Raw genomic sequence first — 23287 nt, forward strand, 5'->3', positions numbered from 1 at the left:
ACGTCCACAGGCCAAATACACACGATCAACGGGTGTTTTACTTAACATGCGTTTGAAGTACCTGAAGTACTTCCCCTAAAAGTGTAGGGTTAAATCCCTCTTCAATTTGGATGGAAACAACACCAATTACCAATGTCAATTGAGTAGGCATACTTGCTTTTGAAGCAATTGTATCAAACGAAAGCCACTGTAGGGCTGTAGGTGCAGTATCTGTTTTTTGCCAATCTTTTTTGAGCCAAGAATACATACTTTGAACACTGATATTATTTGTAGCACACCAGGCTGTGACGCTAGATTCACCACTCGCTTTAAATGCTTCAATCCGTGCGTGCCACATGGCTCGACGTTCGTCTCTTGTCATGAAAAAACCTCCTAACCATTGATGTTAATGTGATTATCACATAACACGAATGAGGTTAGAAGGTGGGGAGTATTTGACGCTTACAATTATAGTGGATTTCTTGATTAGTATCACAAACAGCGTACCTGAAATTCTAGTGGATTGACGATTGATGGAGTGGAAAAAGGTAGTGGTTTTGAACTACGCTTTTTACATCTTTCTTTGAGGCAGCTGGGATACCTACATTCAATTCTTCATGACTAGTACACCTTGCGAATAATTCCGCATATTTTTGTCAAGGCTTAGCAATATTAAATAGTTAGAGGGTTTTCATGTGAATAAAGCCGGGTCTATAAGTGTTCTACATGTTATTTTCTTGTCGATGACAGTGATTGGTTTGAAAAATCACGTAACCATTATTCCATCGCTGTTAACTGGGGCGGGCAGAGATGGTTGGATATCAATTCTTATAGCTACAGTAACTATTTTCCCTTGGGTCTTTCTGTTAATTTACATTCATAAGAAATCAAATCAAGAGCATCTTACAGATTGGTTGAAATTAAAAATTGGGAAAGTCGCTTCTACAATTGTCCGTTATGTGATAGCCATCTTTTTACTCATCCTTGCTGCCTTTACAATGGCCGAGACATTGCAATGGGTTTCGTCAACATTCTTACCGACTACCCCTATAGTGCTACTGTTAATTGTTTACACCATTCTTTGCATCTTACTTGTCTCAACAAACTTACAAACAATTGCAATGGTTAACGTACTCATTCTTTTTATGATAACATTCCTTGGTTTCTTTATTGCGTTTACAAATTTACAAGTAAAAGATTATAGATTACTGCGTCCCTTTTTTGAACATGGTCTTCAACCAGTTCTAACATCGGCAGTGTTTCCGGCATCCGGGTTTGTCGAGATACTGTTATTCCTTTTCATTCAACATAAAGTTAAAAAAAGATTTAAATGGTACCATTTTGCAATTATGCTATTCATATTAATGGGGTTAACAATAGGTCCCACTATGGGAGCAATTACGGAGTTTGGACCAATTGAAGCTGCAAAACAAAGATATCCAGCCTATGAAGAATGGGGACTTGGGTCGATCGGTGAATTTATTGAACATTTTGATTTTCTGTCGATTTATCAATGGCTCTCGGGTGCATTTTTAAGAGTTGGCCTTCTGTTATTCATAGCTGCAGATTTATTGAATATGAACGGAGATAGAATACGTATTTGGAGAATACTTGGTCCTGCCCTTTTCTTTATGACATTGCCTCTATTTCTTCTGAATGACCATCTATTTCTAAAAATTAAAGGAGATTATTTATTGGTAGGTACCTTTCTATTCATGTTCTTACTATCACTACTTTTAGGTATAGTTGCCTTCGTTTCGGGAAAAACATCTAAGAAGGTCTAAGCGTAAAATCTATACAGAAAATGGTGAAAAGATATGCAGTCCGCTGAAAAGGAAATGGATATAAACTCCTTAAAACAACTATTTCAAAAGTCCGCAGACGTTCAATTTCAACTGTATACATTTAATCAACATAAAATTGTATTCATTACGTGTGATGCAATGATTGACCAACAGCTATTAAATGAAGTCATTGTTCATCGTGTTCAACTTTTTATCGATAATTTGAAAGATGAACCTATAGACGAAGCGGTAGTAGCGCAATTACACATTCCAAGCTTGAAAAAAGTGGAGGAACTAAAGGACGTTATTACACTCGTGTACACCGGCAATTTGCTGCTCTATTTTGAGGATGAAGGGCTACTGTTTTCAAGTAATATTGCTAAAAAGCCCAATCGAAATCCCGAGGAGACAAATATAGGAGTGCCCATAAGAGGGCCAAGGGATAATTTCATTGAGGATATTTCCGTTAATATCGCTTTAATTCGAAAGCGATTACCTACTAATTCTTTATGCGTGGAAAAATTCGAGATAGGTGAACGATCAAAAACAGCGGTAGCTCTTCTTTACTTTGATGATATTGCTAGCAAAAAGACTTTGAATACTATAAAAAAGCAACTCGAAAAGGTGGATGTAGATATAGTTTCCAGCGGTGACTTACTAATGGAGAGAGTAAACAAAAGTGCAAAGCTTTTCCCAAGAACTGATTATACGGGGAGACCGGATAACGCTATTCAAGCGCTTGTAAGAGGACGGTTTCTAATTCTCGTTGATGGTGTAGCGTATGCGATTATTACACCAGTGAATTTGCTTTTACTGTTAAAAACAAGCGAAGATAATGAGACCCCCGTCATTTATAGTTCGTTTGAACGGTTATTGCGTCTTTTTGGTATGGTCATTGGTTTGCTATTGCCGGCATTCTGGCTAGCCTTAACAACGTTTCATCAAGACCAGTTGCCATTACAATTATTAGCTACAATTGTACAAGCGAATACAGGGCTTCCGTTTCCTTCTTCACTTGAAATGATACTCATGCTAATTATGTTTGAGTTATTTCGCGAAGCTGGATTACGTCTTCCATCTGCACTGGGAGGAACGATTGGTGTTGTTGGAGGGTTAATTATCGGTGATGCCGCCATTCGGGCGGGTATCACAAGTCCGGCTATGATTGTAATTATTGCAACTTCAACGATTGCGACTTTTACATTGGTCAACCAATCACTTGTGACGGCAGTTAGTATATTACGTATTTGTTTCATTATCGCCACCTCATTTATGGGCTTGTTCGGATTCTTTATGTCCATCTACTTTACAGTTCTATATTTATCAAATATCAGAGTTTTTGGCGTTCCCTACCTGAATATTGCATCGGATTTAAGGTGGGAGACAATCAAAAAAAACCTTCTGCGCCTGCCAGCTGACCAATATAAAGAGCGTCCCGATATGTTGAACCCTACGGATAAGACGCGAAGTAAAGAGGAAAAAGATGAATAATAAAATACTTATTTTGCTGATTCTGCTAACAACAACTTTAACGGGTTGTTGGGATGTGAGTGAACCTGAAAGGATGCTGTATATCAATGCAATCGGTATAGACTTTAAGGATGGTCAATACGAGGTATACGCCCAAATTATTAGTTTTGCAAATATCGCAAAATCCGATCAGCCCACTTCTAATCAACCGCAGGCTGAAGTTGGTTTTGCTAAGGGAAAAACTGAGGATGAAGCAATTTTTAATTTGTATCGTTCAATCGACCAAAAGGTGTTTTGGGGACATTTTTCTTATATGGTTATATCGGATGAAGCGATGAAAAACGTTAAATTTAGTCCAGTCATCGATGGTTTTATCCGTTACGGAGAAACACCGTATAAAGTTTGGGTGTACACTACAAAAGGCCCTGTGCAAGAGGTTCTGTTAGTAAAACCAGTCCTCAATAAAGCCATTACGTTGTCCAAGCTAGGTGATCCCGAGAACTCCTTTAAACAGGAGTCTTTTATTGAGCCACTAAACTTTCGAGAGTTAATTATCAGAATGGATGAACCAAGTCACGAAGCGATGATACCTTTAATTACCGTCGAAGAAAATTGGGAATCAATGAATGAGTCCATTAAAGCCCCGGTTATATCGGGTGTAGGGGTAGTTACTCCGAGCGGCTTTAAGGGATTCATTTCAGGGGACAAAGCACGGGGTATTCAGTGGATGACAAATAAAACGAAAAGGGGACAAGTCACATTTGAATCGGATGGGGGACATGATGTCACGATGGTTATTGAAAAGGTGGAGGTGAAAGTGGATCCGATTGTCAATAAAGAAGGAGTAAAGTTCGACATTGATGTAAGGTTGAATGCGGCCGTTAGTACCGTTGAAGGCAAGGTGACGTATGATAGCCTTGCCAAGGGTATAAAAAAAGAAGTAGAAAAAGAAATTATGGTCACCTATGAAGAAGCGTTAAAAAAGGATATTGATATCTATCATTTATCAGAACAACTATATCGGAAGAATGTGAAAGCGTGGAAGAAATATCATATAGATGGGAAAGTAGAATTGACCAACGATTCAATTCGAAAACTTACTGTGCATATTGAGAAGTTGGATTCGGATAGAAAATCAATAAAAGAGACAATTAAAAATAAGTGAATTACCGCCCAAAGAGTGTAAAGCGATAATAAGTGAAGAATGAACCTTTAGTAAACCAGTAGTTTTGGTTACCTAACGTCAATCTACTTCACGGTTCTTTATTTATCAAGTATCCGAAATGTTGGTGTTTCCTACATGAATATCGCAACGGATTTAAACTGGAAGACAATCAAAAAACTCTTCTACGCCCACGGGCGAAACAATATAAAGAGCGTCCCAATATGTTAAATCCTATGGGTAAGACGCAGAGCAAAGAGGGAGAAAAATGAATCATAAAAAACTTATTTTGCTGATGCTGCTAACGACAATACTCACGGGGTGTTGGGATGCGAATGAGCCTGAAAGGATGCTTTATATCAATGGAATCGGTGCGGACTATAAAGATGGACAATACGAGGTATATGCCCAAATTATTAGTTTTGCGAATATCGCAAAATCCGATCAGCCCCCTACTGATCAACCGCAGTCCGAAATAGGCTATGCTAAAGGGAAGACGTTGGATGAAGCAATCCATGAATTGTATCATTCAGTTGATCAAAGTATACTCTGGGGGAATTTGAATTACGTGGTTGTGTCGGAAGAATTGCTGAAAAATGTGAAACTTAGTCCAGTTGTCGATATGTTTACCCGTTTTAGGCAAACACGGTATCGAATTTGGACGTATGTTACAAAAGACCCTGTGAAAGACGTTCTATTAGTAAGACCGGTCCTCAATAAAGCTATTACGTCGTCTAAGCTAAGTGATCCCAAGAACTCCTTTCAACAGGAATCTTTTGTTGAGCCACTAAACTTTCGTGAGTTAATTATCGGGTTGGATGAACCAAGCCACGAAGTGATGATACCTTTAATTACCGTCGAAGAAAATTGGGAATCGATGACAGAGTCCATTAAAGCCCCTGTTTTATCAGGTGTAGGGGTGGTTACGCCAAAAGGATTTAAGGGATTCATTTCAGGGGACAAAGCACGGGGGATTCAGTGGATGACGAATAAAACGAAAAAGGGGGAGGTCACATTTGAATCGAATGGGGGACATTATGTCACGATGACTATTGAAAAAGTGAACGTGATAGTGGAGCCGATTGTCGAAAAAGGCGAAGTGAAGTTCGACATTGATGTAAGATTGAATGCGACCGTCAGTACCATTGATGGTAAGGTGACGTATGATAGCCTTGCCAAGGGTATAAAAAAAGAAGTAGAAAAAGAAATTATGATCACTTATGAAGAAGCGATAAAAAAGGATATTGATATTTATCATTTATCAGAACAACTGTATCGAAAAAATGTGAAAGCGTGGAAGAAATATCATATAGATGGGCAAGTAGAATTGACCAAGGATTCTATTCGAAAACTTACTGTGCATATTGAAAAATTGGATTCGGATAGAAAATCAATAAAACAGACAATTAAAAGAAGGTGAATGATGTACAATTGAAACACAACTAGTGAGGGGTACCTGTGTCGCAAAAAAGGCGAACAATTCACACATCGAGATAGACATAATAAAAGCAGACATTCGCTAATATGTCTGCTTTTCATTCTGTAATTATTCAATTGTAATGAATTACTTGATTAGTGCCACGCACGGAGTACCTGTAGTTATTGCTTAAAAGACTTGCTGTTAAAACAAGTCTATTTAAGTATGTGCAGGTGGGGATGCCTCAATCTAATTCGTTATCTAAAACCTGATTTACTAAACGACGGACTTCATCCGTTGAATTTGTATTCATTAATTGGTTTCTTAGTTCGCCTGCGCCACTAAATCCTCGAATATAGATTTTGAAAAAGCGGTGAAGTTGCTTAAATGAACGCGGTTCGATTTCACTTGAATATTTATCGTGAAGATCTAATTGTAAATGTAATAAATTAAGAAACTCTTTCACACTATGTTCTCTAGGTTCTTTTTCAAAAGCGAATGGATTCGTGAAAACGCCGCGGCCAATCATTACGCCATCAATGCCGTATTGTTCTACTAATTTTAAACCTGTTGCTCGGTCGGGAATATCTCCGTTAATTGTTAATAACGTATTTGGAGCAATTTCATCTCGAAGTTTTTTGATTTCAGGGATTAGTTCCCAGTGTGCATCAACTTTACTCATCTCTTTTTTTGTGCGAAGGTGAATGGAAAGATTCGCAATGTCTTGTTTTAATACATGTCCTAACCAATCGCGCCACTCGTCAACATTTGAGTAACCCAATCTTGTTTTAACACTAACTGGTAAGCCACCTGCTTTTGCTGCTTGAATAATTTCTGCTGCAACTTCAGGATGTCGGATTAAGCCAGATCCTTTTCCATTGGCAGCGACGTTTTGTACTGGGCATCCCATGTTTAAATCGATACCTTTAAAACCAAGTTTTTTCATATCAATACTCATCTGTTCAAAAAATGCTGGTTTATTGCCCCAAATATGAGCGACAATCGGTTGCTCATCTTCTGTAAATGTTAACCGACCACGTACACTGTTTCTTCCTTCAGGGTGACAATAACTTTCTGTATTTGTAAACTCCGTAAAAAATACGTCGGGTTTTGCTGCTTCACTAATGACGTGGCGAAACACAACGTCAGTGACATCTTCCATTGGCGCTAATATAAAAAACGGCTTCGGTAAATCAAGCCAAAAGTTATCTTCGTTATTCATTTTTATCCTCCTATTGCAACATATAAAAACGATAGTTATCTATTGCATAATGCTTTGCTCATCATACATATTATCATTTTTTGTAGATGGATGCACTGATACACTTCACAAATATGAAACCAAAAGACCAGTCATTTTTCGAACTGTATAGTATATGGAAGATATTTCGAATGGCGTTATACTGTGCCGGACATGCTAATTGAAAAAACTGGGACGTAGAGAAGTTAATTACTGTAATCAGTTTTATAGTTAAATCATTTAACTAAATGGTTTAATATAAAAGAGGGAACTGTTATATTAAACTACATGGTTAACCATAATGAAAATCAATTAAATGAAATATTTCAAGCTTTAGCTGATCCAACAAGAAGAGAAATCGTTCATATGATGGCTCAAAAAGAGAGGACAGTGTCAGAGTTAGCAGAGCCTTTTGATATGTCTTTAGCAGCTATATCAAAACATATAAAGGTTCTGGAACGAGCAAATTTAGTGAAAAGGCGTGTAACGGGAAGAACGCATTTATGCAGCTTAAATGCAGAGTCATTGTCTCAGGCTACTGAATGGCTCCGTTTTTATGAAAAGTTTTGGAGTAATCGTTTTGATCTTCTAGAAAGTGAGTTATTGAAGGCTAAGAAGAACGAGCACTAAATCATCGGAAGGGGAATTTTTTGAACAACATCACAACAAGAACATTAATAATGAAACGAGAATTTAATGTAAAACGTGAAAGAGTTTTCGACGCATGGCTGAACCCAGAAATGATGAGGAAATGGTTTTTTACATTGGAAGGCACGAATAAGGTGACGCAAAATAATCCTCAAGTAGGCGGTACATGGGAAATTGTTGACCATCGGGATGGACAAGATTACCGTGCGATTGGGGAGTACCTTGAAATTGATCCTCCGAAAAAAATCGTGTTCACTTTTAAGATGCCGCAATTCAGCGAATTAGAAGATACGATTACAGTTGAGCTAAAAGAACTCCAGCAAAGCTGTGAGATGACGTTCACACAAGTGATCCATGTTTCTCAAGAAGAGAATTGGACAGAGTCTGATATCGAAAAAGCGCTTGGCGAAATGCATGACAGCACTGAACATGGCTGGAATTATATGTTTATGGGACTTAAGGAATTAGTTGAGACAGGGAAAGTTAGCTATACAGGTTAAAAATCGTTTAATTAATTAGTAGAAACAGCGAAACAACACTAAAATTTATGTGAAGAAGGGAAAGATAAATATAAATATGAAAAACGTAACACCATTTTTAATGTTTCAAGGCGGTATTGCCGAAGAAGCTATGGAATACTACACATCAATCATCGAGGATTCAGAAATAAAAAGCATTTCTCGATACGGGGCTGAAGGACCGGGAAAAGAAGGTACAGTTATACAAGCTGTATTCTCGTTAAAGGGGCAGGAGTTCATGTGTATCGACAGCCATGTTAACCATGAGTTTACGTTTACCCCGTCTTTTTCTATTTATCTTACGTGTGATACCGAAGAGGAAATTGACAGCCTTTATGCTAAAATGATGGAAAATGGCACAGCACTCATGCCTATAAATAACTATGGATTCAGCAAGAAATTCGGATGGCTGAATGACCAGTTTGGCATATCCTGGCAGTTGAACTTGCCGGAGTAATCTAGTTGCAAGTGATATGTGAGGTATTACACAAACGGGCATGATTGATATGATTTTGTGTCAGAAACGGGCCAGAATGTGGTATACCGCTTACAAGGAAATAGCGATTAACGTGCCTATTTGCATGAATTGCAATAACAAGTGGAGTTGGAAACAAACAATTAAAAAAACAACGACATTGAGCCCTGAAATGACTTGCCCCTATTGTGGAGAAAGACAATATCAAACACAAAAATCCAAAACAAAAAATACCCTTTTAACTCCAATAGTATTACTTCCACTCCTTTTAATGAGTATCTTCAACATTCCAAGGGCGATCTTGCTAAGTTTATTTCCTGTTTTATTTGTTATTGTTTTATTGATATATCCATTTTTAGTAAAGCTGAGTAGCAAAGAAGAATACATTGATTTTTCTAAAGGTAAACAATAAAAATAGGAAGTTGCTTATTCAATAAAAGTACGCTTTAGCTAAAAAAAAGTGCCGGAATCGGACCAGATTCTTAAAAAATGATGAGAAAGTTATTTGGTATTCCATGATTAGATTAGTGCGATGAGAAAGACATCTTGGTATGTAACGAAATGCCAAGAGTTTTCGTCTAATGGATAAAGGGAGCGATATCAATGAAAAAACGGAGACTATTTATTTTCGTTTTTATTTTGCTATTATTAACCGGTTGTCGGTCAACACCTTTTGATGGTCAAAGTATAATTGAGTGGGTTGATTTTATTAAGTTGGATGGAAAAGAATACAATGGAATCCATTCTGGGGTATTGGCCGACAAGGATTATATAGGAGAAAAGATTGGCACGGTTAAATTTAAAGTGGCAGACAATGTAACCAATCATAGATATAAAATCAGAAACGGTGATGCTGCTTTCCATGAGAAGGGAACTGAGATTTTTAGTATTAACGATCATCCAGATTTGATAGCCGTTAAGGATACTGATTCCATAAATGGATATAAAGTATACTTTTTAAGAGATGATATCGAATACCAATGGCATTTTAAAGATATGCCTATTGAAAAGGTCAAGGCTATTGAGATTTACCAAGCTAATCCACCAGAAGGTAATAAACTGATGTCTGAATTGACAAAGGATGAAGAAATCAAGAGCTTCCTTGAACTATTAGTAAATAGTGAAGAAAATCCCAGTTACCAGCCTAACATAGAAAAAGCAGATCCTATATTTTACGAAATGATTTTTTATACAGGAGACCCAATTGCCTACAAATATAACATGCAGTTCGATGGGGACACCTATTTTTGGCATCCTTGGGATACATCTATCTTATCTGATGATATAAAAACGTTTATTAGTGGGAATTAAAAATTTGATTTAAACATAAATTGCAAGTAGGGATTATGCGATGAATTATCAGTTGCTTTTTTTACTAGAATATTCTTACCGGAATAAAAAACTAAATATTGATCTTGAACAATAGGGCGCACGTATTGAATAGGTCAGTGTGCCTTTTTAAAATAAATTTATGATAAAGTTTCTAAACGGTGGACTTGCAAAATTTAATGTTCTGTCTTGTAAATGCTGGTCTGGTATTTGGTTGTTTTTTCTTGAATAACTTTCAATAAAATGGGATGAAAGTTTGAAGCGAACGATAAAAACCCACGACATTGAATCCTCAACAGACTTGCCCTTCTTGTGGGGAAAAACAATAGTAAACACAAATATCAAAAAAAAGTTGGCCTTTTAGCTACTATTGTTTCAATAGTATTCCTTGTATCGTAGGGGCTGTTAATTTTCATGACGATAACGATTTATCGTCATGAAAATTAATGGTCTTGTTTTATTTATGAAAAGGAAACAATCCAGATGCCTCAGTTATTCATTTTATTGAGAAGTAGCTGTACGGACTACCGAAGTACGTCAATATGACTAAATTGACCGATTAAATTCTTGGTTGCATGATATTAATCCCTTTTCTGCATAATTTAGTAAGAACAAGGGAAAGTAAAGAAAGACAATGCTTATAGTGAACACAGCCCTGTTAAAAAAGCAGAAATAATCGTGTTAGTCTAGTCGTAAATAAGACTCGTCTGTATGACTAGGTTTTTTATATGATAGCCCCCAAAAAATATAGAAAGGTGATGAATAGGATGGGTGTACATCAATATTTTAAAAGCTTATCTGATTTAGAACAAATTATTCGTTGTCCAGGAAAGTTCAAATACCAGGAGCATTCCGTCGCGAGTCATTCATTTAAGGTGACAAAAATTGCTCAATTTCTTGGAACAGTCGAAGAGGAATCGGGACAGAAAGTGGATTGGAGAATCTTATATGAAAAGGCATTGAACCATGATTACGCGGAACTTTTTACAGGAGATATAAAGACGCCTGTAAAATATGCTTCGAAAGAGTTGAAGCAACTATTCAGTGAAGTAGAGGAAGAAATGACAAGAAAGTTTGTGGAAAAGGAACTTCCGACTGAGTTTCAAGCCATTTATTTGGAGCGACTTAAAGAAGGTAAAGATGAGACATTGGAGGGGCGCATTTTATCTGTTGCTGATAAAATTGATTTGCTTTATGAAGCATTTGGTGAAATTCAAAAGGATAATCCAGAGCCATTGTTTTTAGAGATATACGAAGAAGCATTGAGGACAATACTGTTGTTTCAAGATATGAACTGTGTAGAATACTTCCTAAAACATATTCTTACGGATATGCTTAGTGAACGATTTACTGAACATGGTGAGTTAACGGGCATTGCAATGCGGATAATTGAAGAATCTGGAGGTTAAAAGAGATACATAAAAACATCCAGTTCTAAAGCAAACTATCGTACAATGCTAAACTTCCATAATCGGCTCATCTTCTTGACTAACACTTCATAAGGCAAATTAATATTCATTTTAAATTATAAATAGAATTATTAAATAATTAATGTGATAATGAATATGTAGTAGAACTAACGAAATGGGAAGTGGGGATTGAAAATGAATGTAAGATATCCAATTGGACAATTACAAGTTCCTGAAAAAGGTACAGTAGAAAATAGTCAAGAATGGCTAAAGGAAATCGAAACTTACACGATTCTATTAAGAGAAACTGTTGACTTATTAAGTGATGAGGAATTAAGCAGAACCTATCGGGATGGTAGCTGGACAGTTCGTCAACTGGTTCATCACATTGCAGATTCTCAGTTGAACATGTATCAACGTTTGAAACTGGCTTTAACAGATGAGAATCCAACAGTACCAGCTTTTGATGAAAAAAAGTGGGCTATTCAACCCGATACAAAACTTCCGATAGAAAGTTCTATTAAAATGCTAGAAGGAATAAATGAACGCATCGTATCTTTAGGACATAGTTTAACTGAAGCGCAATTAGATCGAGTTTTTACTCACCAGCAAAACGGTAAAATAACAGTTGCAACAAAAATTGCAAAATTAGCTTGGCACGAAGAGCACCACTTAGCCCATATAAAAATCGCATTATCAAAATAATACAGTATGTAAGGAATTGGCTTATCGAACTTCGGTAAGCCGATTTTTTTTAGAAGTTAGGAATAATTTCATAAGTTTTATTCAACAAGCGAAGGGGCTTGGGTTCTCATCAGATTCTGAGTTGTTGTTATAACCTGGTACCCGAAATTAGTGCGATGAGAAAGACAAATTGGTATGGAACGAAATGCCAAGAGTATTCGTCTAATGGAAAAAGGGGGGGATGTCAATGAAGAGACGGAGTATGTTTGCTTTTGTTCTTATATTGCTATTATTAACGGGTTGCCGGTCAACGCCTTTTGATGGTCAAAGTATAATTGAGTGGGTAGATTTTATTGTGTTGGATGGAAAAGAATACAATGGAATCCATTCTGGGGTTTTGGCCGACAAGCACTATGTAGGAGAAAAGATTGGTACGGTTAAATTTAAGGTGGCGGACAACGTAACCAATCATAGATATAAAATCAGAAACGGTGATGCTGCTTTCCATAAAAAGGGAACTGAGATTTTTGAAATTAAAGATCATCCTTATTTAATAGCCGTTAAGAATACTGATTCTATAAATGGATATAGTGTGTACTTTTCAAGAGATGATATTGAATACCAATGGCATTTTAAAGATATGCCTATTGAAAAAGTTAAGTTGATTGAGATTTACCAAGCTAATCCACCAGAAGGTAATAAAATGATTTCTGAATTGACAAAGAACGAAGAAGTCAAGAGCTTCCTTCAACTATTAGTAAATAGTGAAGAAAACCCCAGTTTCCAGCCTAACACAGAAAAAGCAAATCCTATATTTTACGAAATGATTTTTTATACAGAAGACCCAATTGCCTACAAATATAATATGCAGTTCGATGGGGATACCTACTTTTGGCATCCTTGGGATACTTCTATCTTAGATGAAGATATAAAAACGTTTATTAGTGGAGATTAAATGTTGGGATTTTGCTATGAATTATCGGTGGTTTTTCTTTAACGGGCCATTTAATCGAACAAAAAATGATCAAATGAATTTAAAGTAAAGTGTCTAATTGGGGAGAAAAACTTGCAAAATATAATCCTATGTTTTGTAAATGCTGGTATGTTATTTTGTAATTGTTTCTGTATTTCTTTAAACACAAGGGGATGAATGGCAGTCCTTATACACTTTAAATATGAACGAAATGGCTCCCTTCAATGTAGAAATATCTTGGATGATAGTTTCTATTTTTGTAGTAATCTCTTTAGTAAATCCTTTTTTTCTTGTGAAGATATACTCAGAAAAAAAGAAACTTTGATAACTTCGTCCTTCATCAATTAACGGGCGCGATAACGGAAGAAGTATGGTTCTTTTCAGGTTCATCGGACCATTTGATTAAAGATCGCAGGTAGAAAACGCTAAATTTTAAAAGAATCCGTTTTGAACAAAGATTGTTCAAAACGGATTCTTTAGTTGTTCATGATGTCAGTAAACATATTTTTACGCGGTTCAGTATGCGGTGAGAGCCAGATACCTTAATTGAATTGATAGTAGAAACCCCATTCATATCGTTTTTTTAATTTAAACGAAAATAGTTAAGCGTTTCTTGTAACGAAAATGAATTTCATTCTATTTATAAGTAGACAAGCCAACATTAAATGGAAGGAGGAGTTAAGTGGAGGATTTGAGCGATATTTATAAAACTTATGCAAATGAAGTAAAGCTTTTTCTTCTTTGTTTGACATCGAATATGGATTTAGCAGAAGAATTGACCCAAGAAACATTTTATCAAGCTGTAAAATCCATCGAACGTTACAATGGTGCGTGCAAAATATCAGTTTGGTTATGTCAAATTGCCAAACATAGCTATTATGATCACTTGAAAAAGGAGAAATATAGGAATCATGCAAGCATTGAACAACTAGCACAAACTGGTGTAGACTTTCAATCCAATGAAGATTCACCAGATGTCGCATTAATAAAAGAAGATACACAACAGTCAATTCATATGGAAATTCAAAAATTAAAAGAGCCCCATCGAGAAATTTTTTTACTTCGAACAAAGCTTGATTTAAATTACAAAGAAATTGGAGTTATCTTTGGAAAAACTGAAAACTGGGCGAGAGTTACATATTATCGTGCAAAGTGCACTTTAGCAGAAAGGGTGGATATGAATGAACTGTAATATTATTCAGGACTTATTACCTTCTTATATTGATGGTATTTGTAGTGAAGAAACGGCTGCCGAGGTGGAAACACATATCGTTAATTGTGCGGAATGTAAAAAAATCATGCAAATGATGCAACAGCCTACAAAACACACAATCGAAATAAACACTGAAGATGCGAAAAAACCGTTTAAACGCATCAATAAAAAACGTCGTTTACAAGTAGTTATAGCTTCCCTGATGACCTTTATAATTACGATAATCGGTAGTCTAGTCATACAAGATGTAGGGGTTGTTAATCAATTCTTTTTTCCGAAGGTTCATGGATTAGTAGAAATAACAGATGATAATGAAGAATGGCGAGGCATTAGTTTCACTCATGATTTGATTAATACACAAGATTATGTAATATACGATAGCATTTTTTGGACCAAGAGGGTTATTAATGATGCGAATAATGAGAGTGATGTGTTGCTAAGAGTAAAAGATGAACAGGGAAATATTATCATTGATGAGTTTCAAATTTCACCTGGCAATGGTATGGAATTAAAAAAACTAAAGAGAAATAAAAAATATTTCCTTGAAATAAAAGCACCCCAAGGACGATATAGTATTAATGCAGTCTAAGAAGAGAATATAAAAATGCGGTTTTGAAATAAATTTATCTATTAAATGATTTTCTATTCCACAATCGGACGCGATTGTGGAATAGGAAATCATAAGCCTAATTCCTCGTTCGAGATACGGAGGGGTTAGGCTTTTTTATCTTTCAAAATTCTTAACGTTATAAATTTGCACTTTCTTGACGTTACCCCATTGGTAAACTTATTGGCAACGCGTGATAAGTCTTGCGGCAATCGCTGGTGAAAAACATGGCAAAAGTGGTTCGTTCTCATTCCCGTATACTTACAATCGTGAAGAAAAAATAAATTTTATCAAGTTGTCCCCTTTTTCGAATGGATTGTCTATATAGAGGGTGAAAGCATCATTCGTCTAGGCAAAAGACGTCGTGCTTACGTCAGAAAATACCAAAGGAGGATTCATGATGAATTTATTAATTAAAGAGTCGCCACTTCAAGTGATACCATCGCTTGCGATTCAAGTTGGATTGACAGAGGCCATTTTACTTCAGCAACTGCATTTTAGATCGCTCATCTCGACGAATGTGCGGGATGGGCATAAGTGGGTTTACAAAACATATGAAGAGTGGCGAAACGAAGAGTTCCCATTTTGGTCTGTCGATACGATTAAAAGAGCGATTCGTAGACTGGAAGATAGCGGCTATATCATTGCAACCTCTTCGTATAATCGGATGAAAATGGACAAGACAAAATGGTACCGCATAAATTATACAAAGCTGCAAAGTCAGACTGTGCAACATGCACCATCGACGACGGCAAAATCAGCCCAAGAGGAAGTGCAAATTGCCCCCTCTACAGAGGGCAAAATGCCCCTAGCAATAACCAAAGAGAATAAGAGTATTAAAAAAGAACTTGTCGAGAACGATCTCGACGTTGTGTCTGTCATTGATTATTTGAATGACAAAGCTTGCAAGCAATTTAAAGCATCTTCGAAGGCGACTGCACGATTGGTGAAAGGGCGTTTCAGTGAAGCGTACACAGTGACGGACTGCAAAAAGGTCATTGACACGAAAGTGAAGGAATGGCTGGATGATCCACATTGGCAAAAATATTTACGCCCTTCCACGTTATTCAATGCGACGAATTTTGAAAACTATTTGGAAGAATCGAGGGTCAGTGACTTGCCAGAGAGCAGTCCGCCAAAGCCATTCGAATTAGACTTTAGCAAAGGGGAGGCGTAACGGATGGATCGTCATGAGCAGATTGAAAAAAGTGTGTTAGGAACGATGCTCTCGGAGAATTATTTAATCGTTGATAGTGATGTTAAAAAAGATTTTTTCATCAGTCAAATTCACAAAAATATATTTGGGTGCATGCAGTCGTTACTGGCAAAAAAACGTCCCGTCGACTTTGTGACGCTACTGACGATGATGGAGCCCGTGGAACTGGGCGGCGCAAATTACTTGGCTGAACTGGCGCATTTTGCGAGCCCGACGAAGTTTGACCGCTATGTTGACATGATGCGCGAGGCGTGGAAAAACCGTGAAAAAAACAAGATCCTTATACAGGCAAAAGAGGGGGATTGGGAAATTGGGTCAATTCAACAAGCGTTTGAGGAGTTAGAAAAAGAAGGCAGCGCAGGACAGGGTGCGAGCATTAAAATGGATTTGGTACGGATGGGCGAAAGGCCTTATGAAGAAATGCAGCATATACCTGGTGTGCCGACTGGATTGCATGACGTGGACAAATTGCTGGACGGTTTTCAACCTGCCGAATTGATTGTCATCGCTGCCAGACCGTCGATGGGAAAGACTGATACGTTGAACCATTTCGCGCTCCATGCAGGATTAGCGGGGTATAAGCCGATTATTTTTTCGCTAGAGATGAGCAGAACGTCGATGATTGACCGGTTCATCGCGATAACGGGCGGCTATAACCGACTTCGTATGCGAAATCCTTACACGAATTTTACAGACAAGCAAAAATCGAATTGGCTCCCAACCCTCGCTAGATTGGACGAAGCGAATATTCATATTGATGACCGAGCCGGACTGACAGTGTCTCAAATGCGTGCGGCGGCGAGAAAAATGATACATACGGAGCTGAAGCGAAAACCGATTATTTTCGTCGATTATTTGCAAATTATCCGTGGCGACTCCCCAAGTTATAACCGAACTGAAGTCGTAGGGCAAATTAGCAATGATTTAAAGCAAATGGCAAAAGAATTTGACTGTCCCGTCGTTTGTCTATCCCAACTAAACCGCGGTGTAGAAATCCGTGATAACAAACGCCCTGTCATGAGCGATTTACGCGACTCGGGTAATATTGAACAAGATGCGGATGTGATTGGTTTTTTATACCGCGACGATTACTACAACAAAGAAACTGACAAGCCGGGCCTGTTAGAAATAAATATATTAAAACATCGCAATGGCCCCACAGGAACAACAACTGTACGTTATGTGAAAGAAACGGGCATTCTCCATAATATCGATTGGTAAAAAACAAAAGCGTAGGGCGCCGTCTAGCCCCGACAGGCATAAGTCAACCCAACGACGTGGCGGTTTTTGCCACACAGCTGGGTTGCTTATGACTCAAGGGGCTGGCGCCCGGAGCCTAGACGACAACAAAAGCGCAGGGCGCCGTCTAGCCCCGACAGGCATAAGTCGACCCAACGACGTGGCGGTTTTTGCCACATAGCTGGGTTGCTTATGACTCAAGGGGCTGGCGCCCGGAGCCTAGACGACAAATCATTTTATACAAACTTGCTCAAAGTACGAGATTTTATAATTTCCTAGGTAAAGTGAAAGGATGGCGTGAATATGGTATCTGTGCAAGAAGTATTTCTGTTGGCGATTGAAATGGACATGGTGCACTTGGCACATCGGATTTTTTGGGCAATTACCGAGGGGAAAGTAAAAGTGGAGGAAGATTCCGGGCGACTGGATGCCATCGACTATGACGACGAGGCGATTTCGAAAATGGTTGCACGAAATCAGTTACGTATTGGCAAGATTAAGCTGTATGTTGCCGAAACAACAATGCCCGATCGTTTCGCATTTTATTATAGTGAAAATGTTTTGGAAGCCCATGCACTCCACCAGGACATGTTCCGAGAGAAACCAAAACGATTGACGAATGCCTCCCATTTAATGACGAAGCTTTTTCATTTCGATGAAACGGATGCTGCGAATATATTATACTTCCACCGCAACAAAGTGGTCGCTTATCCGTATTACTTAGGACATGCCAGGGCGGGGGAGCGGGTGTTGGCGCGGATGCGGGCCTGAGTGTGGTAACAAGACTAAAAATTTCGATTATTATCTATGGTAAAAGTGAAACGTTTTGTCATTCGATACGTATTAGAGATAACGGGTTTAACTGAAAAGGGTCTTTTAGTACGAGGAGGGATTCAATGAGACAGTTGTATATCAAACAAAAGGTATTTAGTCTGAGCGGCAAGTTTTCGGTGAAGGATACAGAAGAGAATGAAGTGTATTTCGTAGAAGGGAGCGTCATGCAAATACCGAAGACGTTTTCGATTATGGATGCGGCTAGGCAGGAAGTGGCGATGATCACGAAAAAGACGTTTAGTTTCCTACCGACTTTTTTTGTCGACGTACACGGCCAAGAAACGGTAATGATAAAAAAGGAATTTTCTTTTCTGAAAGCACGGTATTCAATTGACGCGGCAGGGATTGAAGTACAGGGAAATTGGTGGGATATGGATTTCGAAGTGTACCAACACGGGGAACTGATTGGGGCTGTCGGCAAGAAGTGGTTCACATGGGGCGATAGCTACCAGTTGGAAATTCTAGATGATGAGATGGAAACACTTCTCGTTGCCCTCGTTGTGGCAATTGACTATGCAAAAGCAGCCCAGTCTGCTGCTGGTGGGGCGGCTGGAGGAGGGGCGTAACCAAAACCAGTCAAGTGTCATTCCGACAAACCCTCTGAACGTCATGAAGTTTAGTGAAGGGTGCTAGGTTTTTATTGAATGCTGAATTAATTTAGAACCTGGTACTCTAAACTCGATGTTGTAAGGTTGTCTATTTTACGGTTGTCAAATAGTCAAAAGTATCACCTTATCAGTTATTATTTGCGCTTCAACTACATAACACAAAAAGCACCCAAAACTAAAAGTTTTAGGTGCTTTTTGACTCTATACTATTCAAATTTGCATGTGTGAAGAGAACTCAAATGCCAATTTACGCGACATCCATTTCGTTAAAGATAATAAATTTACTAACTTTTGACCTTTAATAGACGAAGTGCATTTAAAATAACAATCAGTGCCGCTCCAGTGTCACTTAATACAGCAACCCATAGTGTTAGCCAACCAGGAAAAATTAATAGTAAAGCTACTATTTTTACTATTATAGAAAACCAAATGTTTTGTTTGATAATAGATATTGCTTTTCGACTTAGCTTAATTGTATGTGGCAGTTTATCTAAGTTGTCAGCCATTAATACGATATCTGCAGTCTCCATTGCAGTATCTGTGCCAGCTCCGCCCATCGCTATCCCAAGGTTTGCAGTAGCTAGTGCAGGGGCATCGTTTATTCCATCGCCAACCATGGCTACTCGATATCCTTCTTCTTGCAATTGTTTTATTGCATCTACTTTTTCTTCCGGTAATAGTTCAGAGAAATAGCGGTTCACGCCAGCTTCGAAAGCGATTGCTTTGGCTGTCCCTTCATTATCACCTGTAAGCATTATAATTTGCTTCACGCCTATTTTTTCTAAATTTGCGATTGCCATTTTAGTTGTTTTTCGAATCGTGTCTGAAACACAAATTATTCCTAAAATGTTTTCAACTGTCCCTATGATGACAATGGTTTTCCCTTCATTTTGCAGGCTTAGAATTTGTTCTAGGTGGTTAGTGATAGGGGTGCCGACCTCTTCAAATAGTTTTAAGTTTCCAGCAAAGTAGGGTACATTACCAATTGTCGCTTGAATTCCTTTTCCCGCACGGTTCTTAAACTGTGCACCGCTCTTCGCGTGAATGCTTTTAGCTTTCGCGTAATTCACTATTGTTTTAGCAATTGGGTGTGTAGAATATTCCTCTAAAGTTCGAGCGATAGATAACATGTTTTCTTCTGAATCATTAAAGACTAGCACATCAGTAACTTTTGGTTTTCCTTCGGTAAGTGTTCCAGTTTTGTCAAAGGCAATGGCATTAATAGAGCCAGCATTCTCTAAGAATGTTCCACCTTTGATAAGAACACCATTTTTAGCAGCATTTCCGAGGGCCGTAACAATTGCAACTGGAGTTGATATAACAAGTGCACAAGGACAGGCAATCACTAACAGCATTAATCCTTTATAAATATAGTCCTCCCAAGTACCAAAGCCGAATGAAGGGGGAATGAGTATCACCAAAAGGGCAAGTATGAATACAACAGGTGTATAAACTCGTGCGAACTTATCAATAAAAGCTTCCGTAGGAGCCTTTTTCTCTTGGGCTTCTTCAACTAAATGAATGATTTTTGAAATAGTTGTATCTTCTATTAGTTTTGTCACCTTAACGCTCAGCGATCCGTGTTCATTTATGGAACCGGCATACACGAAACTACCCTTTACTTTATCAACGGGGATGGATTCTCCTGTTATAGCCGCTTGATTGACACTGGATTCGCCTTCTATTACATCCCCGTCTAGAGGGATTCTATCTCCGGGCTTCACTACAATCACGTCATTAATTGATACATCTTCAACAGGCTTTTTGATTAATTCGTTTCCAATTTTAACCCAAGCTTCCGGTGGGGATAATTCCATAAGCCCACGAATCGATTTTCGTGTTTTTTCGATGGCACGATTTTGCAAATTAAGACCTAATGAAAATAGCCATACAACAGTGGCACCTTCAAGCCATTCGCCAAGAAACGCAGCTCCGATTGCAGCAGCTGACATGAGTACGTTCATATCTAACGAGCGGCTTCTAATCGCATAATAAGCACTTTTTACAGGTTTATATCCGCTTATAATCATTGCAACTGCATACATTGTTATCGTTAGATAAGGAGAAATTCCCGTGTAAGATCCGATAAATCCTAGCGCAATTAATATACCTGAAAAAATGACAGCCCCATTCTGATTACTAGAACGTGTGGAGGAAGACGTCAGCTTATTGTTAGTGATGAGTGACGCTTTAAATCCAGCTTTAGCTACTTCGTTAATAATGTCGTCTGGGCTATTTTCGTGTTCAATTTTCATTTTGCCCGTTGAAAAATTCACCTGAACGTATTTGACAGTAGGAAGATTATTTAGGTGGTTTTCAATTGTTAGGGCGCAAGATCCACAATCCATGCCATCAATAAAATAAGTCTTCAGGTTGCTATTAACTTTTATAGGCTCAATTTCAAAACCAAGTTTTTTCATTTGTTTTTGGATGAATTCAAATTCAAGTTCATCAGTCGAACTAACCTGCATTTTTCCTGTACTATAGTTGACGTTCACTTCATTGATATTTTTTTGGCTGATTAAACTTTTTTCGATCGTTACCGCACAGGCTGGACAATCCATTCCATAAACTCGAAATTCCTCTTTCGATCCTTTATTGAATTTCACGTTAACCGGATGTAGAACTTCTTTTGTATTAGTGCAACAATCGACTGAAACAATCGAAATTTTATCAAGTTCTTTACCGCCGCAGCAAGCCTCTACTATAGTGTTTTCCTCCATAATCATCGAACTTTTGTTACAACATTCATCTTCGACTACTTTATCTATAGTGTTACTGCTACAATAATTTGTCATATCACCCTGCTTTGTTTCAATTTGAGTTGCTTGGTTGCTACTGCAGCAGGTTGTTTGTTCCACTATTTTTTTGGGGGCTGCTTTGGTCGAACAGCATTTTTCATCCATATTCAGCACTTCCTAACTTATATGATTATCACAACAAGCAACATTGTCTTCAATTTGATTAAGTACATTATCAAATGTGTCTAACAACTCTTTAATTTGCTGATTACGCAACCCGTAGTAGACGTATTTTCCCTCAGGCCTTCCTACAATGATCCCACAACCTCTGAGACAGGCTAAGTGCTGCGAAATATTTGACTGATTACCTTCTATACTTTCAACAATTTGTGATACAGTCTTTTCCTCATATTTGATGCATTCTAATATTTGTACCCTTGTTTTATCTCCGAACGCACGTAAAAACTTCACTTTAAGATCTAAATCTGTCTGAATCATGATATCTCTCCTTTCATATTAGACAACACTAATATGTTTTGTTATTATCATATTAGCAACAGCTAATATGTGTGTCAAATTTATGAATTGAGTAGAAAAATAATAGAGAAGAGGTATTTGATGAAACAGAATAAGAATTCAAATATGAAATTTGTAGTTGTATTAACGCTCGTGGTAGTCGTAATATTGGCCGCAGTCGCTGTATTTAGCAATAAACAGGAATCCTTGCCAACAGAAATAAAGCAAGTCGATGTCACTGGGCAGCCCTCACGAGGGGAAAAGGATGCTCCTGTAACGGTTGTTGAATTCGGTGATTTTAAATGCCCTGCATGTAAAGCGTGGGGCGAAATGATTTATCCGAAATTAGTTAATGATTATATCGAAACAGGTAAAGTGAAATTTTCATTCGTGAACGTATTATTCCACGGTAAAGAATCGACTTTAGCGTCAATTGCTGCTGAATCTGTTTATGAGCGGAACCCTGATGCGTATTGGAACTTCCATCAAGCACTGTTTGATGCACAGCCAGTTGAAAACCATGATGGGCCATGGATAACTCCGGAAAAAGTTCTTGAAATTGCAAGCGGTTTTCCTGAGATTGATCAAAAATTGTTAAAAGAAGATATGGAACAGGAAGCGACTATGGAAAGCGTTGAAATTGATAAAGATTTAGTAAGTGAAGCCGGAGTTTCATTGACTCCGACCATTGTAATTAACGGGAGAATGATGGAGGATCCCTTTAATTATGAAGCCATTAAGTCAGCAATAGAACAAGAGATTAAGGACAAAGACTAATGGTGGGGTCTAAAAGAACGGAATCCAAACCGCAGGGACTTTTATTATATGGAGCTTGGGTTGTCTCATTAGTTGCAACGTTGGGGAGCTTGTACTTCAGTGAAATTAAAGGGTTTATTCCATGTGAGCTATGTTGGTATCAGCGGATTCTCATGTACCCACTTACTTTGATAGTAGGGATTGGAACTTTTCAGAATGACAGTTCAGTTAAAAAGTTCGTGCTTCCGTTAGCACTTATTGGAGGAAGCATATCTTTCATGCATTATTTAGAGCAGAAGATACCCGGCTTTGGAGGTATCAAGTCGTGCGTGAGTGGTGTACCTTGTAGCTCCCAATATATAAATTGGTTCGGGTTTATAACAATACCATTTTTAGCATTAATAGCTTTTTTAATTATTGCTTGCTGTATGGTTTTTATAAAAACGAAGAAGCCAATTAAGTAAAGAAC

General features: G+C 37.9%; 24 protein-coding genes. 20 read left to right on the plus strand and 4 right to left on the minus strand.

Features of this window, described 5'->3' with window-relative positions; all coding sequences use genetic code 11:
- Positions 1–37 precede the first annotated feature (37 nt).
- Positions 38–361, minus strand: coding sequence for an IS66 family insertion sequence element accessory protein TnpA (gene tnpA / locus H2672_RS17130; protein WP_186673386.1), 324 nt, complete (start codon positions 359–361; stop codon positions 38–40).
- 313 nt (positions 362–674) lie between these two features.
- On the opposite strand from tnpA, the gene H2672_RS17135 reads away from it, so the two are divergent.
- From H2672_RS17135 to H2672_RS17150, 4 genes are all read left to right on the plus strand, one after another.
- Complete coding sequence (locus tag H2672_RS17135) at positions 675–1763, plus strand: GerAB/ArcD/ProY family transporter (protein WP_186673388.1); 1089 nt, start codon at positions 675–677, stop codon at positions 1761–1763.
- Positions 1764–1796: 33 nt separating this feature from the next.
- On the plus strand, positions 1797–3254 hold the full coding sequence (locus H2672_RS17140; RefSeq protein ID WP_186673390.1) for a spore germination protein: 1458 nt from the start codon (positions 1797–1799) through the stop codon (positions 3252–3254).
- Positions 3247–4398 carry a Ger(x)C family spore germination protein gene (locus H2672_RS17145; RefSeq protein ID WP_186673392.1) on the plus strand — a complete coding sequence of 384 codons (1152 nt, stop codon included), beginning with the start codon at positions 3247–3249 and terminating at the stop codon, positions 4396–4398. The genes H2672_RS17140 and H2672_RS17145 overlap by 8 nt, the downstream gene beginning before the upstream one ends.
- A 265-nt stretch (positions 4399–4663) precedes the next feature.
- Positions 4664–5815, plus strand: coding sequence for a Ger(x)C family spore germination protein (locus tag H2672_RS17150; protein ID WP_186673394.1), 1152 nt, complete (start codon positions 4664–4666; stop codon positions 5813–5815).
- A gap of 241 nt (positions 5816–6056) precedes the next feature.
- Here H2672_RS17150 and H2672_RS17155 read toward each other — a convergent pair whose 3' ends face one another.
- Positions 6057–7034: a tRNA dihydrouridine synthase gene (locus tag H2672_RS17155; protein WP_186673396.1), complete on the minus strand. Its 978-nt coding sequence runs from the start codon at positions 7032–7034 to the stop codon at positions 6057–6059.
- 306 nt (positions 7035–7340) lie between these two features.
- Here H2672_RS17155 and H2672_RS17160 point away from each other — a divergent pair, with 306 nt between their 5' ends.
- The 14 genes from H2672_RS17160 to H2672_RS17225 all read left to right on the plus strand — a co-directional run bounded on the left by H2672_RS17160 (position 7341) and on the right by H2672_RS17225 (position 18763).
- The gene (locus H2672_RS17160; RefSeq protein ID WP_186673397.1) at positions 7341–7682 is read left to right on the plus strand and encodes an ArsR/SmtB family transcription factor; all 342 of its coding nucleotides are present in this window, start codon (positions 7341–7343) and stop codon (positions 7680–7682) included.
- Between the two features lie 20 nt (positions 7683–7702).
- On the plus strand, positions 7703–8200 hold the full coding sequence (locus H2672_RS17165; RefSeq protein WP_186673398.1) for an SRPBCC family protein: 498 nt from the start codon (positions 7703–7705) through the stop codon (positions 8198–8200).
- A gap of 76 nt (positions 8201–8276) precedes the next feature.
- Positions 8277–8675 (plus strand): VOC family protein, encoded by a 399-nt coding sequence (locus H2672_RS17170; RefSeq protein WP_186673399.1) that lies wholly within the window; start codon positions 8277–8279, stop codon positions 8673–8675.
- Positions 8676–8799: 124 nt separating this feature from the next.
- Complete coding sequence (locus tag H2672_RS17175) at positions 8800–9105, plus strand: TIGR04104 family putative zinc finger protein (protein WP_255485875.1); 306 nt, start codon at positions 8800–8802, stop codon at positions 9103–9105.
- Between the two features lie 191 nt (positions 9106–9296).
- A complete protein-coding gene (locus tag H2672_RS17180) occupies positions 9297–10004 on the plus strand; it encodes a hypothetical protein (RefSeq protein WP_186673400.1) in 708 nt (235 codons plus the stop codon).
- 785 nt (positions 10005–10789) lie between these two features.
- Positions 10790–11431, plus strand: coding sequence for an HD domain-containing protein (locus H2672_RS17185; RefSeq protein WP_186673401.1), 642 nt, complete (start codon positions 10790–10792; stop codon positions 11429–11431).
- A gap of 195 nt (positions 11432–11626) precedes the next feature.
- Complete coding sequence (locus tag H2672_RS17190) at positions 11627–12136, plus strand: YfiT family bacillithiol transferase (protein WP_186673443.1); 510 nt, start codon at positions 11627–11629, stop codon at positions 12134–12136.
- A 226-nt stretch (positions 12137–12362) separates the two neighbouring features.
- Positions 12363–13070, plus strand: coding sequence for a hypothetical protein (locus H2672_RS17195; protein WP_186673402.1), 708 nt, complete (start codon positions 12363–12365; stop codon positions 13068–13070).
- Positions 13071–13770: 700 nt separating this feature from the next.
- Positions 13771–14280 (plus strand): RNA polymerase sigma factor, encoded by a 510-nt coding sequence (locus H2672_RS17200; RefSeq protein ID WP_186673403.1) that lies wholly within the window; start codon positions 13771–13773, stop codon positions 14278–14280.
- Positions 14270–14890, plus strand: coding sequence for a zf-HC2 domain-containing protein (locus tag H2672_RS17205; RefSeq protein ID WP_186673405.1), 621 nt, complete (start codon positions 14270–14272; stop codon positions 14888–14890). The genes H2672_RS17200 and H2672_RS17205 overlap by 11 nt, the downstream gene beginning before the upstream one ends.
- Positions 14891–15308: 418 nt before the next feature.
- Entirely contained in the window at positions 15309–16085 is a 777-nt protein-coding gene (locus tag H2672_RS17210) for a conserved phage C-terminal domain-containing protein (RefSeq protein WP_186673407.1), read from the plus strand.
- Positions 16086–16088: 3 nt separating this feature from the next.
- On the plus strand, positions 16089–17345 hold the full coding sequence (locus tag H2672_RS17215; protein WP_186673409.1) for a replicative DNA helicase: 1257 nt from the start codon (positions 16089–16091) through the stop codon (positions 17343–17345).
- A 321-nt stretch (positions 17346–17666) separates the two neighbouring features.
- On the plus strand, positions 17667–18134 hold the full coding sequence (locus H2672_RS17220; protein WP_186673411.1) for an immunoglobulin domain-containing protein: 468 nt from the start codon (positions 17667–17669) through the stop codon (positions 18132–18134).
- 125 nt (positions 18135–18259) lie between these two features.
- Positions 18260–18763: an LURP-one-related/scramblase family protein gene (locus tag H2672_RS17225; protein ID WP_186673413.1), complete on the plus strand. Its 504-nt coding sequence runs from the start codon at positions 18260–18262 to the stop codon at positions 18761–18763.
- 326 nt (positions 18764–19089) lie between these two features.
- Here the strand turns inward: H2672_RS17225 and H2672_RS17230 are convergent, their stop codons facing one another.
- Positions 19090–21603 carry a heavy metal translocating P-type ATPase gene (locus tag H2672_RS17230; RefSeq protein ID WP_186673445.1) on the minus strand — a complete coding sequence of 838 codons (2514 nt, stop codon included), beginning with the start codon at positions 21601–21603 and terminating at the stop codon, positions 19090–19092.
- Positions 21604–21723: 120 nt separating this feature from the next.
- Positions 21724–22044 carry an ArsR/SmtB family transcription factor gene (locus tag H2672_RS17235; RefSeq protein ID WP_186673415.1) on the minus strand — a complete coding sequence of 107 codons (321 nt, stop codon included), beginning with the start codon at positions 22042–22044 and terminating at the stop codon, positions 21724–21726.
- 120 nt (positions 22045–22164) lie between these two features.
- On the opposite strand from H2672_RS17235, the gene H2672_RS17240 reads away from it, so the two are divergent.
- Positions 22165–22839, plus strand: a complete 675-nt coding sequence (locus tag H2672_RS17240; RefSeq protein ID WP_186673417.1) for a DsbA family protein — start codon at positions 22165–22167, stop codon at positions 22837–22839.
- Positions 22839–23282: a disulfide oxidoreductase gene (locus H2672_RS17245; RefSeq protein ID WP_186673418.1), complete on the plus strand. Its 444-nt coding sequence runs from the start codon at positions 22839–22841 to the stop codon at positions 23280–23282. The genes H2672_RS17240 and H2672_RS17245 overlap by 1 nt, the downstream gene beginning before the upstream one ends.
- Positions 23283–23287 lie beyond the last annotated feature (5 nt).

This window comes from Sporosarcina sp. BP05, assembly GCF_014282005.1.
Lineage (GTDB): Bacteria > Bacillota > Bacilli > Bacillales_A > Planococcaceae > Sporosarcina.

What these genes read in the sequence shown, in the direction of transcription:
- tnpA (WP_186673386.1), bottom strand. Translation starts at nt 361, where the DNA reads ATGACAAGAGACGAACGTCGAGCCATGTGGCACGCACGGATTGAAGCA.
- H2672_RS17140 (WP_186673390.1), top strand. Translation starts at nt 1,797, where the DNA reads ATGCAGTCCGCTGAAAAGGAAATGGATATAAACTCCTTAAAACAACTA.
- H2672_RS17145 (WP_186673392.1), top strand. Translation starts at nt 3,247, where the DNA reads ATGAATAATAAAATACTTATTTTGCTGATTCTGCTAACAACAACTTTA.
- H2672_RS17150 (WP_186673394.1), top strand. Translation starts at nt 4,664, where the DNA reads ATGAATCATAAAAAACTTATTTTGCTGATGCTGCTAACGACAATACTC.
- H2672_RS17155 (WP_186673396.1), bottom strand. Translation starts at nt 7,034, where the DNA reads ATGAATAACGAAGATAACTTTTGGCTTGATTTACCGAAGCCGTTTTTT.
- H2672_RS17160 (WP_186673397.1), top strand. Translation starts at nt 7,341, where the DNA reads ATGGTTAACCATAATGAAAATCAATTAAATGAAATATTTCAAGCTTTA.
- H2672_RS17170 (WP_186673399.1), top strand. Translation starts at nt 8,277, where the DNA reads ATGAAAAACGTAACACCATTTTTAATGTTTCAAGGCGGTATTGCCGAA.
- H2672_RS17175 (WP_255485875.1), top strand. Translation starts at nt 8,800, where the DNA reads ATGAATTGCAATAACAAGTGGAGTTGGAAACAAACAATTAAAAAAACA.
- H2672_RS17180 (WP_186673400.1), top strand. Translation starts at nt 9,297, where the DNA reads ATGAAAAAACGGAGACTATTTATTTTCGTTTTTATTTTGCTATTATTA.
- H2672_RS17185 (WP_186673401.1), top strand. Translation starts at nt 10,790, where the DNA reads ATGGGTGTACATCAATATTTTAAAAGCTTATCTGATTTAGAACAAATT.
- H2672_RS17190 (WP_186673443.1), top strand. Translation starts at nt 11,627, where the DNA reads ATGAATGTAAGATATCCAATTGGACAATTACAAGTTCCTGAAAAAGGT.
- H2672_RS17195 (WP_186673402.1), top strand. Translation starts at nt 12,363, where the DNA reads ATGAAGAGACGGAGTATGTTTGCTTTTGTTCTTATATTGCTATTATTA.
- H2672_RS17205 (WP_186673405.1), top strand. Translation starts at nt 14,270, where the DNA reads ATGAACTGTAATATTATTCAGGACTTATTACCTTCTTATATTGATGGT.
- H2672_RS17210 (WP_186673407.1), top strand. Translation starts at nt 15,309, where the DNA reads ATGAATTTATTAATTAAAGAGTCGCCACTTCAAGTGATACCATCGCTT.
- H2672_RS17215 (WP_186673409.1), top strand. Translation starts at nt 16,089, where the DNA reads ATGGATCGTCATGAGCAGATTGAAAAAAGTGTGTTAGGAACGATGCTC.
- H2672_RS17220 (WP_186673411.1), top strand. Translation starts at nt 17,667, where the DNA reads ATGGTATCTGTGCAAGAAGTATTTCTGTTGGCGATTGAAATGGACATG.
- H2672_RS17225 (WP_186673413.1), top strand. Translation starts at nt 18,260, where the DNA reads ATGAGACAGTTGTATATCAAACAAAAGGTATTTAGTCTGAGCGGCAAG.
- H2672_RS17230 (WP_186673445.1), bottom strand. Translation starts at nt 21,603, where the DNA reads ATGACAAATTATTGTAGCAGTAACACTATAGATAAAGTAGTCGAAGAT.
- H2672_RS17235 (WP_186673415.1), bottom strand. Translation starts at nt 22,044, where the DNA reads ATGATTCAGACAGATTTAGATCTTAAAGTGAAGTTTTTACGTGCGTTC.
- H2672_RS17240 (WP_186673417.1), top strand. Translation starts at nt 22,165, where the DNA reads ATGAAACAGAATAAGAATTCAAATATGAAATTTGTAGTTGTATTAACG.
- H2672_RS17245 (WP_186673418.1), top strand. Translation starts at nt 22,839, where the DNA reads ATGGTGGGGTCTAAAAGAACGGAATCCAAACCGCAGGGACTTTTATTA.